Origin of the sequence: Mangrovibacter sp. MFB070, from assembly GCF_000705335.1 — a bacterium.
In the GTDB taxonomy this organism is placed as follows: Bacteria; Pseudomonadota; Gammaproteobacteria; order Enterobacterales; family Enterobacteriaceae; genus Mangrovibacter; species Mangrovibacter plantisponsor.
In genome coordinates, this window is the sequence record NZ_JJMI01000056.1 from 16,831 (window position 1) to 31,469 (window position 14,639).

Below are 14,639 nucleotides of genomic sequence, written 5' to 3' on the forward strand. Positions count from 1 at the left end.
TTGTGGTAATTCCGTTAAACAGCGTGTTGTTGCCTGCTTTATCCGCTGCCGAGGCGTGAGATAAAACCAGGTAAATACAACCTTAGTTTGCGGCACCCCTACTTAATGGATATCAGGAGAACCCCCGCGTGTTTCAGAACGTTGACGCCTACGCAGGCGATCCTATTCTGTCGCTGATGGAACGTTTCAAAGACGATCCTCGCCAGGATAAAGTGAACCTGAGTATCGGTCTCTATTACGATGAAGACGGTACCATTCCGCAACTGCGGGCAGTGGCACAAGCCGAAGTCCGTCTGAATGCCGCGCCTCATGGCGCATCTGTTTACCTGCCAATGGAAGGTTTGGGTGGCTATCGCAATGCCATTGCTCCTTTACTCTTTGGTGCAGACCACCCGGCGCTGCGTGAAGGGCGGATTGCCACTATTCAGACATTAGGTGGCTCAGGGGCGCTGAAAGTCGGGGCCGATTTCCTGAAACGCTATTTCCCTGAATCCGGTGTGTGGGTGAGCGACCCAACATGGGAAAACCACATTGCCATTTTTGCGGGTGCGGGTTTCGAAGTGGGTACTTACCCCTGGTTTGATGACGAAACCAAAGGGGTCCGCACTCAGGCCCTGCTGGACACCCTTGCCGGTTTGCCTGAAAAAAGCATCGTGCTGTTACACCCTTGCTGCCATAACCCGACTGGCTCTGATTTAGTGCCGGCAGAATGGGATGCCGTAGTGGAGGTGCTCAAAGCCCGCCAGTTAATTCCGTTCCTGGATATCGCCTATCAGGGTTTTGGCGCGGGTATGGATGACGATGCTTATGCCATTCGTGCCATTGCCAACGCAGGTATTCCGGCACTGGTCAGTAACTCTTTCTCCAAGATTTTCTCGCTGTATGGCGAACGTGTTGGTGGGCTGTCAGTGGTGTGTGAAGACGCTGATACCGCCAGCCGGGTGTTAGGGCAACTGAAAGCCACGGTACGCCGTAACTACTCCAGCCCGCCGAATTTCGGTGCGCAAGTGGTATCGCTGGTACTGAATGATCCGGCGCTGAAAGCCGACTGGCTGGCCCAGGTGGAAGAAATGCGTGTTCGCATTCTGAGCATGCGTGAGGCTCTGGTAGCAACGCTGAAACAGGCGCTGCCAAACCACGACTTCAGCTACTTCCTGAAACAGCGAGGTATGTTTACTTATACCGGGCTGAGCGCCGCTCAGGTTGACCGCCTGCGTGATGAATTTGGGGTTTACCTGATAGCCAGTGGGCGCATGTGTGTGGCCGGGCTTAACTCCCGTAACGTTAACCGCGTTGCCGAAGCCTTTGCTGCTGTAATGTAAGTGCTTACTTACCTGTCGGGGTGGAAATATTCCGGCAGGTATCACACTTTCTGCTTATTTCTGCATAAAAAAACCTTCCCTCAGGACCGGCTTAACGTTAAGGTTTTCCTCGATTCACGCGATGAGCAAAACGAGATTAACTAACACCGTGATACACAGGGATAACATGCATAAACTGACCCGCGCATTAGGCGCACTCTTCCTGGGCCTGGCCTTTTCTCATACCGCAGTTGCCAAAGAATCCACACCACCGCTTTATAGTGGTATTAACGTTGCCCAACTGGCTGCACAGGCACCGGTTCACTGGGTATCTGTGGCGCAAATTGAAAATAGCCTGCTTGGCCGCCCACCAATGGCTGTCGGGTTTGACATTGATGACACCGTGCTGTTCTCAAGCCCGGGCTTTTACCGCGGCAAAAAAATGTTCTCTCCGGAAAGCAATGACTACCTGAGCAACCCGGCATTCTGGGAAAAAATGAATAATGGCTGGGATGAATTCAGCATCCCTAAAGAAGTGGCCCGCGCCTTGATTGATATGCACGTCCGGCGGGGTGACAGCATTTGGTTTATTACCGGGCGCAGCCAGACAAAAACAGAAACGGTCTCTAAAACCTTGCAGGACGATTTCCATATTCCCGCCAGTAGTATGAACCCGGTGATTTTTGCCGGCGATAACCCCGGCCAGAACACGAAAACAAACTGGCTGGTGGATAAACAAATCCGCATTTTCTACGGCGATTCTGATGGCGATATCACTGCGGCGCGCGATGCCGGTATCCGTGGTATTCGCGTGTTGCGTGCTTCCAACTCCACCTATCGCCCATTGCCTTCTGCCGGTAAATTTGGCGAAGAGGTGATTGTTAATTCCGAATACTGAGTGCCAGGGCGGCAGCACGGCCTGGTTGTGCTGCTTGTGATGCCACAGGGTTTACCTTTTAGCAAAATGCTGCACACTTAAACACGCAGGCATGTGTGCCTGCATGTGCTTTTTGTTAACCAGGGACCAACACCATGTGGCATCAACAGATTCTGACACTCAGCGCTAAACCTCGTGGCTTTCACCTGGTCACGGAGGAGATTCTCGGCAATATTCCTGCTCTCAGCCAGGTGAATACTGGCCTGTTGCACTTATTGCTGCAGCATACTTCTGCTTCGCTGACGCTGAATGAGAATTGTGATCCCACGGTGCGGGGCGATATGGAACGGCATTTTTTACGCGCGGTTCCGGACCAGGGTGATTATGAGCACGACTACGAAGGGGCAGATGATATGCCCTCGCACATCAAATCTTCTTTGCTTGGCGTATCGTTAGCCCTGCCCGTACAGCGCGGGCGTGTGTTGCTGGGGACATGGCAAGGGATTTGGTTAGGGGAACACCGAATCCATGGTGGCGCGCGGCGTATTGCCGTGACGCTGCAAGGGGAGCCAATGCCATGAACCAGTCTCAGTTACTCACGTTCTGCATGAATAAACCGGGTGTGACACAGTCGGCGCACCGCGAGTGGGCCGCAACACAAATTAAACTGGCGGATGTGATGTTCGCTATGTTGCACGAAGTAGATGGCCGCCCGGCGCTTTCGCTAAAAACCAGCCCGGCACTGGCCGAGCTGTTACGCCAGTCTCATGAAGATGTTTTCCCCAGTGCACTGCTGAATAAAGCGCACTGGAGCACACTGTGGCTGGATGGCAGCCTGCCGGATTCCCAAATTTATTACCTGGTGGAAGATGCCTGGCAACAGGCGCTGGAATTGCTGCCTGCATCCCTGAGGCAGCAATATTCCCGTTAAGCCCGGTTTATTTCAGCATGGGTTTCAGGAAGCGTGCAGTGTGGGAAGCCTCGCATTCGGCAACAGTTTCTGGTGTGCCGGAAATCAGGATTTCCCCGCCGCCACTGCCGCCTTCCGGCCCAAGATCCACAATCCAGTCTGCAGTTTTAATTACGTCCAGATTATGCTCAATCACCACGATGGTGTTGCCCTGGTCGCGTAACTGGTGCAATACCTCAAGCAACTGCTGAATATCGGCAAAATGCAGGCCGGTTGTGGGTTCATCCAGAATGTACAGCGTCTGGCCTGTACCGCGTTTGGACAACTCCCGGGCCAGTTTCACACGCTGTGCTTCACCGCCGGAAAGTGTTGTTGCTGATTGCCCAAGGCGAATGTAGGACAACCCCACATCCATTAATGTCTGGAGCTTGCGAGCCAGCGCCGGTACGGCATCAAAGAATTCGCGGGCTTCTTCAATGGTCATATCCAGCACTTCGTGAATATTTTTACCCTTGTATTTAATTTCCAGGGTTTCACGGTTATAGCGCTTGCCTTTGCACTGGTCGCAGGGTACATAGATATCCGGCAAAAAGTGCATTTCCACTTTCAGCACGCCATCACCCTGGCAGGCTTCACAGCGGCCACCACGCACGTTGAAACTAAAACGCCCGGGGTTGTAACCACGGGAACGGGATTCCGGCACACCGGCAAACAGCTCACGCACCGGGGTGAAAATGCCGGTGTAGGTTGCCGGGTTAGAACGTGGGGTGCGGCCAATGGGGCTCTGGTCAATATCAATGACTTTATCGAAATGCTCAATACCCTGAACCTCCCGATAAGGCGCAGGCTCTATGCTGGAGCCACCATTCAGTAACTTCTGGGCAATCGGGAACAGGGTGTCGTTAATTAGTGTGGATTTACCCGAACCGGAAACCCCGGTAATGCAGGTAAATAACCCGACGGGCAGAGTCAGTGTGACATCTTTCAGGTTATTGCCCCGGGCACCACTCAGTTTTAACACTTTATTCGGGTCTGCCGGGACGCGTTTTTTCGGCACGCCAATTTTACGCACACCACTCAGGTACTGGCCGGTCAGCGATTCAGGAACCGCCAGGATATCTGCCAGTGGCCCTTCGGCAACCACATTCCCGCCGTGAACCCCGGCTCCGGGCCCAATATCAATAATATGGTCTGCTGCACGAATGGCGTCTTCATCGTGCTCCACCACAATAACGGTATTACCCAGGTTACGCAGGTGAATCAGGGTTTTCAGCAGGCGTTCGTTATCACGCTGGTGTAACCCAATAGAAGGTTCATCCAGTACGTACATCACCCCAACCAGCCCGGCGCCAATCTGGCTTGCCAGACGAATACGTTGTGCTTCCCCACCGGAAAGCGTTTCCGCAGAACGGGACAGCGTTAAGTAATTCAGCCCGACATTCACTAAAAATTGCAGGCGGTCGCCAATTTCTTTCAATACTTTTTCAGCAATTTTGGCCCGTTGCCCGGACAGTTTCAGGTTTCTGAAAAAATCCATGGCGTGGCCGATGCTCATATCAGAAATAGTTGGCAGCGGAGTGTTTTCTACAAATACATGGCGGGCTTCGCGGCGCAGGCGGGTGCCTCCACAGCTGGCGCAGGGGCGGTTACTGATAAATTTCGCCAGTTCCTCACGCACTGCATTGGATTCCGTCTCTTTGTAACGGCGCTCCATGTTGTGCAGCACCCCTTCAAACGGGTGACGGCGCACGGAGGTATCGCCCCGGTCGTTGATATATTTGAATTCAATGGTTTCTTTACCGGAACCATACAGCACCACTTTTTGAATGTCGGCGCCCAGGCTGTCCCAGGGGGCTTCGATATCAAACTTGTAGTGATCGGCCAGTGAACGCAGCATTTGGAAATAGTAAAAATTACGGCGATCCCAGCCACGGATCGCGCCGCCAGCCAGTGACAGCTCGCCATTCTGGATCACTCGCTCGGGGTCGAAAAATTGTTGCACACCCAGCCCGTCACAGGTTGGGCAGGCACCTGCCGGGTTGTTGAAGGAAAACAGGCGAGGTTCCAGTTCGCTCATGCTGTACCCGCAAATCGGGCAGGCGAAGTTTGCAGAAAACAGAAGTTCCTCTGCTTTGGTGTCGTCCATGTCGGCGACAACGGCAGTACCACCAGATAACTCCAGTGCGGTTTCAAATGATTCCGCAAGGCGCTGAGCCAGGTCTTCGCGCACTTTAAACCGGTCCACAACCACTTCAATGGTGTGTTTTTTCTGTAGTTCCAGTTTGGGCGGATCGGACAGATCGCAAACTTCGCCATCAATACGTGCACGGATATAGCCCTGGCTTGCCAGGTTTTCCAGCGTTTTGCTGTGCTCACCCTTACGTTCTTTAATGATGGGAGCCAGCAGCATCAGGCGTTTGCCTTCAGGTTGCGCCAGCACATTGTCAACCATTTGGCTCACTGTTTGCGCCGCCAGCGGGACATCATGGTCCGGGCAGCGTGGTTCACCTACACGGGCAAACAACAAGCGCAGGTAATCGTGAATTTCAGTGATAGTACCAACGGTGGAACGCGGGTTGTGCGATGTGGATTTCTGTTCAATAGAAATCGCCGGGGAGAGGCCTTCAATATGGTCAACATCCGGTTTTTCCATTAGTGAAAGGAACTGGCGCGCATAAGCTGAAAGCGACTCAACGTAGCGGCGCTGGCCTTCTGCATACAGTGTATCAAATGCCAGTGATGATTTACCCGACCCAGACAACCCCGTCACAACAATCAGTTTATCGCGCGGAATGACCAGATTGATGTTTTTCAGATTGTGGGTGCGGGCGCCCCGAATTTCTATCTTGTCCATTCACCTTCCCCGGAGTAAATGCAGTCATCCCGGTTCTCGCCCTTGTTTTTACAACTAAAAACCAGCAAGACGAAAAGCCGGCGACCCGAAACGGCTAATTATGACACAATAAAACCTGAATGGATATCCAGTGTTTCTATGTAAAGCATGTAACGTACAACGATACCCTGGAAGCATTATCGCAACTATAATCTGCTTAACTGGCGTGTTAGAATGCCGCGTTTAAACTATCGCTAACCGTTTTTCAGGAGAGACTATCATGGCCAGCAGAGGCGTAAACAAGGTGATTCTCGTCGGTAACCTGGGCCAGGACCCGGAAGTACGCTATATGCCAAATGGTGGCGCAGTAGCCAACATTACGCTGGCTACTTCCGAATCCTGGCGTGACAAGCAGACCGGCGAAATGAAAGAGCAGACTGAATGGCACCGTGTTGTGTTGTTCGGCAAGCTGGCTGAGGTCGCAGGTGAATATCTGCGTAAAGGTTCACAGGTTTATATTGAAGGCCAGTTGCGCACCCGTAAATGGCAGGATCAGGGTGGCCAGGAACGTTACACGACTGAAATCGTGGTTAACGTTGGCGGCACCATGCAAATGCTGGGTGGTCGTCAGGGTGGCCAGGGTGGTGCACCAATGGGTGGCAACCAGGGTAACCAGGGCGGGCAGAGTGGCTGGGGTCAGCCGCAGCAGCCGCAAGGCAATAACGCTGCATTCAGTGGCGGCGCGCAGTCTCGTCCGCAACAGGCTCCGAGCGCACCAGCACCGTCTAACGAACCGCCAATGGATTTCGACGACGATATTCCGTTCTAAGTGCGCATTTTAAATTAAGCGTATTTATTCCGGGGCGCAGCGCTTCGGCAAGGCCGCAATGGTTAACATTGCGGCCTTTTTGTTGCGGTTCATCATTTATATTTCTCTGCTGCTTATCTGCTTATCTGCTTATCTGCTTATCTGCTTATCTGCTTATCTGCTTATCTGCTTATCTGTGTTCACTGTCGTTACAGGGGAAAACCCCCGGTCGTGTGTTGTATGCAGGGCTTTGCGCCGGGCCACTATGGCCTTACGGGCAGGCTCAGGGTTAAATCATTTTGTATCATGTTCCACACTACAGAAGCCGCGGGTGAGAGTGAGCGATTATGGCGGCGGGCTAATTGCAACTTCCGGTTTTCTGTTGGATACAGCGGGCGGCACACCAGTCCCAGTTTCTCAACGGCAGATGAGGCTATCTGCGGAATGATCGACACACCAATACCGGATTCAAGGATACGGAATATCGTGGCCACATGCCCCAGCTCCTGAACGACATGGGGAGTAACGCCATTGCGAATTAAGGCGTTATCAATTAACGAACGGCTACCAGAAGAGTCATCCAGTAATACCAGATCCTGGTTTTTTAAACGGCCCCATTCCACTTTCTTTTGGCGGGCGAGCTTATGTGTTGGTGGAAGGATCAGACAGAACGGTTCTTCCATGAAAGTCTCGGTGTGCAAATCTGAAGGCGTTGATGGCTCGACAATCACGCCAAAATCCACTTCACCATTTACCACTTTCTGAATGGTCTGCTTTTGGACCTGGTCATGGATCATCACGTTGATCTGCGGGTATTTATTGATCAGCTTTTTAATGCAGTGCGGCATGATCCCGGCAGAAATAGTTGGACTGGTGGCGACATGTACCAGCCCGCTGTGCTGTTCCCCCCGGCTCCATGCATTATTGAATGTGGCTTCCAGTTCTCCCATTAACCGGCGTAATTCCCCAGACAGATATTGCCCCTCCTGAGTAAGAAACACCTCGCGTGTTGTGCGATCAAATAATTTGATCCCGAGCTCATTTTCCAAATCTCTGATGCTGTGGCTCATTGCTGATTGCGTTAGCCCAACCATGTTACCTGCCCGGCTGAACCCCTGATGTTCTGCGACTGCCAGAAAGATACGTAGCTGGCGTAATGATATATTTGAAAGATTCATGAGTTTTGTTCATCAACTGATAAATAAAAAACGTTTCCCACATTCATTCACCTGGGTCTTAATTAGGTTCGAAGGCGGAGTGAAAAAACATTTACTAACTTAATTTGCTAACTTTAAAAAATCATTGAGGAAGCTCTCAAAAAGAGTGGGCATATTTAGTTGTGTTACGTAATAAAACGAATTCGTAACACTGGATTTACTCCAAAATCCTGTGTGATGAGTTATCAGCCCGCCTCTGTACCCTACAAATAAAAATGAAAGTGGCAATTGTCACAATACCAGAAAATATTTATTTCGATCTGGTTTAGAAAATAAATGCTGATTGCCCTGGAAGCATTAGCCAAAGGGGCGAACAGCCAAATTTATACGTTTTTAAATACACCGAGTAGAACATCGATTTCTGATAATTCCTTAAACAGGAGAGATTTAAAATGAGCGATATGGTAAGACAACAGGATCGCACAGATAAAGAAATCCTGGGCTTTAGCCGATGGTGGCTATTTGTTCTGGCTTTTCTCGCGATGTCTGTAATTAGTCCTTATGAATATGCCTGGTCAGTTATTGCACCGCATTTTGCAAAAATTTATGGCTGGGAACCAACCAAACTTTCATTAATGTTTAGTGCCTTTGTTATCTTCCAGGCATTTGGAACATTACCCGGTGGTATCTTAAGAGATAAGTTTGGTCCCAAGGTGGTATCAGTTGTTGCCGGGGTTATCTCCGGTTTGGGGATTCTGGCATGTGCCTTTGGCCAGTCGCTCTCGTATACCGCGATTTTTGTATTCTGGTGTATTGGGTGTTTCTTCTGCGGTTTTGTCTATAACGCAGCGGTAACCACCTGCAATAAGTGGTTCCCTGACCACAGAAATATCACCATAGGTATCATTTCCGCTGCGTTTTCCTGGGGGGCGATTCCATTCATTTTCCCCATCCGGGCTATCCCGGACAGCGCGCCAGACAGTGTATTTTTTAATGTTATCTACATGATGGCGGCTATCATTGGTGGGGTGATTATTATCACCGGGTTGTTCATGAAGGACCCGCCAAAAGGTTGGTCTCAGTTTTCAGCCGCCATATCTGCCAATAAGAAAATTAGAAAACGCCCGTGTGAGAAGCAATTTACCATGGGTGAAGCCATGCATACCTGGCAGTTCTGGATGCTGATTGCCTCATTTGTTCTCGTCTCTGCATCCGGGCTGACGTTTATCTCCAACAGTATTAAATTTGCTGCTGCATACCACTTTAGCCTGACTGCCGGCACTGTGGTGACAATTGGTATAGCTATTACCAGTGGGCTCAGCCGCGTTGTGGGGGGATGGATAGCAGATATTATCGGTGTCGATAAAACAATGTCCGTATTTTATATCTTGTGCGGGGTGTTTTCTCTGGTGGCATTGTATTTTGCTGAGTCAGGTGGTGCTACCGGTTATATCGTCAGCTGTATTGTATCCATCTTCTTCTGGGGAGCGTTGTACTCGTTATTTGCGTCAATTGTTGGATATTACTATGGCGAGGTGGCTTCTGGCGCAAATTACGGGATGCTTTATGCGACAGCTAAAGGAATGGGTGGTATTTATGGTGGGGTGTTGTCGGCTTATTTAATATCCACCTATGGCCACTCATTCACAATTATTGTCTCCTCTGTAATGGCTGTGCTCTCTGGTGTGATTTTAATTCCTTTATGGAAAAACCCACCAGTCTGGAAGGATACACCCGAATTATTTATTAATGACCCTTTGAAGCATTAATTAACTTTATCGAGATAGATAAAAAGAAGAGAGGTTTATATGTGTAGCATTATTGAGCTTGAAAAAGAAGTCGATTCTGAAACAAAACAGCCGGTATTAACGGATGGATTTCATCTCTTCCTTGATGCACTTAAATTGAATGGTATTGATACATTATTTGGTTTACCCGGGATTCCGATTACTGATCTTTTGCGTATGGCACAAGCAGAAGGCATGCGTGTCATTTCTTTCCGCCATGAGCAAAACGCCGGTAATGCCGCTGCAGCCGCTGGTTTTCTGACAGGGAAACCGGGTGTGTGTATGACAGTTTCCGCGCCGGGCTTCCTCAATGGCCTGACTGCGTTAGCTAACGCCACTACCAACTGCTTCCCAATGATTCTGATAAGTGGTTCCAGTGAACGTGAAATTGTTGACCTGCAACAGGGCGATTATGAAGAAATGGACCAGTTGGCGATTGCCCGGCCAATGTGTAAAGCCGCATTTCGTGTACTGCGTGCTCAGGATATCGGTATCGGGATCGCACGGGCGATTCGTGCCGCAGTCTCTGGTCGTCCTGGTGGGGTCTATTTGGATTTGCCTGCGAAACTGTTCTCGCAAACCATGCCTGAAGAAGAAGGGAATAAGTCCTTAATTAAAGTGGTTGATGCTGCGCCATCTCAGCGCCCGGCTGAAGAAGCGGTGGAGCGTGCCATTACGTTACTCAAAGGCGCCAAAAAGCCACTTATTCTGCTGGGTAAGGGGGCCGCTTATTCACGTGCAGACCAGGAAATTCGCGAGTTAGTCGAAAAAACAGGGATCCCCTATTTGCCAATGTCCATGGCGAAAGGGCTGCTCCCGGATACCCATGAACTCTCTGCTGCTGCCACGCGCTCCTATGTTTTGCAGGAAGCGGATGTTGTGGTGCTGGTTGGCGCGCGTCTGAACTGGCTGCTTTCCCACGGTAAAGGCAAAACCTGGGGCCAGGCAAACGGGCCGAAGAAATTTATCCAGATAGATATTTGCCCGGGGGAAATCGACAGCAACGTCGCCATTGATGCACCGCTGATTGGTGATGTGGGTTCCTGTGTGCGCGCTCTGTTGGCCCGTATTGGCAATGACTGGGCGAAGCCATCACAGGAATGGACGGGTCCCATTGCAGAACGCAAAGCCAAGAACCTTGGAAAAATGGCTGACAAGCTGGCTGAACGCCCATCGCCAATGAATTTCCACAGCGCACTCAGCGTGGTTAAAGACATTGTCCGGGATAACCCGGAAGCCATTGTCGTTAGCGAAGGTGCCAACACCCTCGATTTTGCCCGCAGCATTGTGGATATGTACCTGCCACGTAAACGCCTGGATGTAGGGACGTGGGGTGTGATGGGCATAGGTATGGGCTTCGCCGTTGCTGGTGCCGTGGTAACCGGTCATCGGGTCATTGCCATCGAAGGGGATTCTGCCTTCGGTTTCAGTGGGATGGAAGTTGAAACCATTTGCCGCTACCAACTGCCAGTATGCGTGGTGGTCTTCAACAACAACGGTATTTATAAGGGCACAGACAAGAATGCCTCTGGTGGCAAGGACACTGCACCCACTGTGTTCGTGAAAAATGCCCGCTACGAAATGATGATGCAGGCCTTCGGTGGCGTTGGTGTGCAAGTCACCACAACTGGCGAATTGCAGCAGGCAATGAGTGAGGCCCTGGCTTCAGGAAAACCCACATTAATTAATGTCGCCATTGATGAAACTGTTGGGACAGAGAGTGGGCGTATTACCAATCTGAATCCGGCTAAAGCCGTTAAGAAGTAAGCCATTCTCACCATAGTGATGTGTGGCTGTTAAAAAATATATGATGGAGATTAAATTATGAACAGTAACAACAATCTGCCTTTGGCCGGCGTTCGGATCATCGATTTCACCCATGTTCAGGCAGGCCCTGCCTGTACGCAAATGTTGGCCTGGTTTGGTGCTGACGTTATCAAAATTGAACGCCCTGGCTCTGGTGATATTACCCGTAATCAATTACGTGATATTCCCGATGCAGATGCCCTGTATTTCACCATGCTTAACAGCAATAAACGTTCTTTGACTCTGAATACAAAAACAGAAGAGGGCAAAGAAGTGCTGGTTAAGCTGATTAAAGAATGCGATGTCATGGTGGAAAACTTTGGTCCGGGTGCGCTGGACCGTATGGGGTTCACCTGGGAATATATTCAGGAACTGAACCCCCGCATGATTCTGGCATCAGTAAAAGGCTTTAGCGAAGGTCACCATTATGAACATTTGCGGGCCTATGAGAACGTAGCCCAGTGTGCAGGTGGGGCGGCTTCAACAACCGGCTGGTGGAAAGGGGAGAATGCCGGCCCGACAATTTCTGCCGCAGCTCTTGGCGACAGCAATACCGGGATGCATTTAGCCATCGGTATTCTTACCGCTTACATTGGCCGCCAGAAAACCGGGCGCGGGCAAAAAGTGGCCTGCGCCATGCAGGATGCCGTACTTAACTTGTGCCGTGTGAAAATGCGTGACCAGTTGCGCCTTGACAGAGTCGGTTACCTGGAAGAATACCCGCAATACCCTCACGAACCTTTCACCGATGTCGTGCCGCGCGGCGGGAATGCTGGTGGTGGTGGCCAGCCTGGCTGGATCCTGAAGTGTAAAGGATGGGAAACCGACCCAAATGCCTATATCTATTTCACCATACAAGATTTAGTCTGGACACCCATTTGCGAAGCCATTGAACGCCCGGAATGGAAAGAGAACCCGGCCTATACCACGCCGAAAGCGCGCCAGCCACATATCATGGATATTTTCGGTGCTATTGAAAGCTACATTCTGGCTACAGATAAAGACAAATATGCCGCGGTAGAATACTTCGGTAAGTTCGGCATCCCCTGTGCACCAGTAATGTCTATGAAAGAATTGCTGCACGATGAATCACTGCTGAAGAGTGGCTCGATTGTTGAAGTGCCGCATAAAGTGCGCGGAAGCTACTGGACAGTGGGTTGCCCTATCAAGTTCTCTGACCTGAAACCGACCATCACGGCTTCTCCGTTACTGGGGGAACATACCGATGAAGTTCTGAAAGAACTCGGTTATTCAACGGAACAAATCGCCGCTATCCACGCTGCGAAGGCAGTCTGATTGCTATGGCACTCTCTTTGCAACACTTCCTGTCTGTGATTGGTGATGCCGTTGTTATTGCTGATGCGAACGGCATCATCACCACCTGGAATTGTGCCGCTGAAGCAATGTTTGGTTATGCACAGAGTGAGGCCACAGGCGCCTCACTTGACATCATCATTCCTGAGAAATACCGCATGCGTCATGCTGCGGGCTTTGAGCAGACGATGAATACGGGAAAGAACCGCTACGGTACATCACTGTTACATGTACCCGCGATGAAACGTGATGGCAGCTCTATTTCTATTGCTTTCTCAATTGCATTAGTTTTGGGGGAAGCGGGCAAGCCTGAGTCGATAATCGCCATTATTCGTGATGAAACGCAGCGTTTCCAGGAAGAACGCGCTTTACGCAAACGGCTTGCTGAACTCGGGAATGGGGAATAACCCGGAATAATATTGATGGGTGAAAACCCTGGCTGAATACTTCAGTGCAGTTATTTCAACAAATTCATTATTGATGAATAAAGAAAAGGATGGCTGTGATGAAAAAGGCATTGGACGGAATTAAAATTATTGATTTTACACATGTGCAGTCCGGGCCGAGTTGTACCCAATTACTGGCCTGGATGGGGGCAGATGTTATTAAAGTTGAACGTGTTGATGAAGGAGACGCAACACGTAAACAGTTACGGGATATCCCCGATGTGGACAGCCTTTATTTTACTATGCTGAATCACAATAAACGCGCAATTACATTAAATACAAAATCTCCGGAAGGGAAAGAAATACTAGACAGTCTTATCGCCACTAGCGATGTATTAGTTGAGAACTTTGCACCAGGTGCACTGGACAGAATGGGAATGACCTGGGAGCATATTCATTCGGTAAACCCCAGAATGATACTGGCATCGGTAAAAGGGTTTGGTGCTGGCCGTTATGAAGAGTGTAAGTCTTATGAAAATGTCGCACAGTGTGCTGGTGGTGCGGCTTCAACAACCGGGTTTGATGACGGTGTACCGGTAGTTACCAGTGCGCAAATCGGGGATTCTGGTTCAGGTTTACATTTGGCTCTGGGGATTGTTTCTGCACTATTCCAGCGTGTGACCAGCGGGCGCGGCCAGAAAGTTTCTGTTGCTATGCAGGATGCAGTGCTTAATCTTTGCCGGGTAAAATTACGTGACCAGCAACGGCTGGAACGTACTGGTGTACTTGAAGAATACCCGCAATATACGCACAAACCTTTTGGTGTGGCCGTGCCGCGCGCGGGTAATGCTTCTGGTGGTGGGCAGCCTGGTGCGGTGCTGAAATGTAAAGGCTGGGAAACTGATCAGAATGCCTATATTTACTTTATTCTTCAGGCCGCAGTATGGCCTGCGGTGTGTAAAGTGATTGGTGAGGAAAGTTGGGCTGATGATGAAGCAATGAATACGCCTCAGGCAAGGTTGCCACAGTTGCAGTCAATTTTTCAGCGTATTGAGCAATGGACAACAGAGCACTCTAAATATGATGTGGTGGAAATATTAAAACATTATAATGTGCCTTGCGGGCCAGTTCTTTCAATGAAAGAGATAGCAGAAGATTACGATTTACAAGCCAGCGGAAGTATTGTTGAAGTCAATCATCCTGTACGTGGTAAGTATAAAACTGTGGGCATGCCGATAAAAATGTCCGACAGCCCGGTTGATATTACTTCTTCTCCATTGCGGGGGGAACATACTGCAGCGGTATTACATGACCTGGGTTATAGTGAGCCAGAAATTAATTTGTTGCGTGAAAAACATGTCATCTGAATGATTTTTACCAGAAGTCAGTTTTTACGGCTGCTGAGCCTGGAGTATTGATTATTATATTTTTTACGTTGAGTAGTCTTCCTCTCTTCTCAT

12 protein-coding genes are annotated in these 14,639 nt (G+C 50.0%); 10 read left to right on the top strand and 2 right to left on the bottom strand.

All coding sequences use genetic code 11. The annotated features are described in order from the left end of the window. Positions 1-128 precede the first annotated feature (128 nt). From DT73_RS24515 to DT73_RS24530, 4 genes are all read left to right on the top strand, one after another. A complete protein-coding gene (locus tag DT73_RS24515; protein ID WP_036116540.1) occupies positions 129-1,322 on the top strand; it encodes an amino acid aminotransferase in 1,194 nt (397 codons plus the stop codon). A 166-nt stretch (positions 1,323-1,488) separates the two neighbouring features. Further along, positions 1,489-2,199: an acid phosphatase AphA gene (gene aphA / locus DT73_RS24520; RefSeq protein WP_036116542.1), complete on the top strand. Its 711-nt coding sequence runs from the start codon at positions 1,489-1,491 to the stop codon at positions 2,197-2,199. Positions 2,200-2,333: 134 nt separating this feature from the next. After that, positions 2,334-2,759: a secondary thiamine-phosphate synthase enzyme YjbQ gene (locus DT73_RS24525; RefSeq protein WP_036116544.1), complete on the top strand. Its 426-nt coding sequence runs from the start codon at positions 2,334-2,336 to the stop codon at positions 2,757-2,759. Beyond that, complete coding sequence (locus DT73_RS24530; RefSeq protein ID WP_036116546.1) at positions 2,756-3,109, top strand: MmcQ/YjbR family DNA-binding protein; 354 nt, start codon at positions 2,756-2,758, stop codon at positions 3,107-3,109. The genes DT73_RS24525 and DT73_RS24530 overlap by 4 nt, the downstream gene beginning before the upstream one ends. Before the next feature lie 7 nt (positions 3,110-3,116). Here DT73_RS24530 and uvrA read toward each other — a convergent pair whose 3' ends face one another. Then, positions 3,117-5,942: an excinuclease ABC subunit UvrA gene (gene uvrA, locus DT73_RS24535; RefSeq protein ID WP_036116548.1), complete on the bottom strand. Its 2,826-nt coding sequence runs from the start codon at positions 5,940-5,942 to the stop codon at positions 3,117-3,119. 259 nt (positions 5,943-6,201) lie between these two features. On the opposite strand from uvrA, the gene ssb1 reads away from it, so the two are divergent. Continuing rightward, on the top strand, positions 6,202-6,750 hold the full coding sequence (gene ssb1, locus DT73_RS24540; protein ID WP_036116551.1) for a single-stranded DNA-binding protein SSB1: 549 nt from the start codon (positions 6,202-6,204) through the stop codon (positions 6,748-6,750). A 242-nt stretch (positions 6,751-6,992) separates the two neighbouring features. On the opposite strand, the gene DT73_RS24545 is transcribed toward ssb1, so the two are convergent. Further along, complete coding sequence (locus tag DT73_RS24545) at positions 6,993-7,907, bottom strand: LysR family transcriptional regulator (protein WP_036116553.1); 915 nt, start codon at positions 7,905-7,907, stop codon at positions 6,993-6,995. A 431-nt stretch (positions 7,908-8,338) separates the two neighbouring features. Here DT73_RS24545 and DT73_RS24550 point away from each other — a divergent pair, with 431 nt between their 5' ends. The 5 genes from DT73_RS24550 (at position 8,339) to frc (DT73_RS24570) (ending at position 14,546) form a co-directional block, all read left to right on the top strand. Further along, on the top strand, positions 8,339-9,655 hold the full coding sequence (locus DT73_RS24550) for an MFS transporter (protein ID WP_036116555.1): 1,317 nt from the start codon (positions 8,339-8,341) through the stop codon (positions 9,653-9,655). Between the two features lie 39 nt (positions 9,656-9,694). Continuing rightward, positions 9,695-11,440: an oxalyl-CoA decarboxylase gene (gene oxc / locus DT73_RS24555; protein WP_036116558.1), complete on the top strand. Its 1,746-nt coding sequence runs from the start codon at positions 9,695-9,697 to the stop codon at positions 11,438-11,440. Positions 11,441-11,497: 57 nt separating this feature from the next. Further along, complete coding sequence (gene frc / locus DT73_RS24560; protein WP_036116561.1) at positions 11,498-12,775, top strand: formyl-CoA transferase; 1,278 nt, start codon at positions 11,498-11,500, stop codon at positions 12,773-12,775. Positions 12,776-12,780: 5 nt separating this feature from the next. Further along, entirely contained in the window at positions 12,781-13,200 is a 420-nt protein-coding gene (locus DT73_RS24565) for a PAS domain-containing protein (protein WP_036116562.1), read from the top strand. 98 nt (positions 13,201-13,298) lie between these two features. Beyond that, entirely contained in the window at positions 13,299-14,546 is a 1,248-nt protein-coding gene (frc, locus tag DT73_RS24570; protein ID WP_036116564.1) for a formyl-CoA transferase, read from the top strand. The last annotated feature ends 93 nt before the right edge of the window (positions 14,547-14,639 follow it).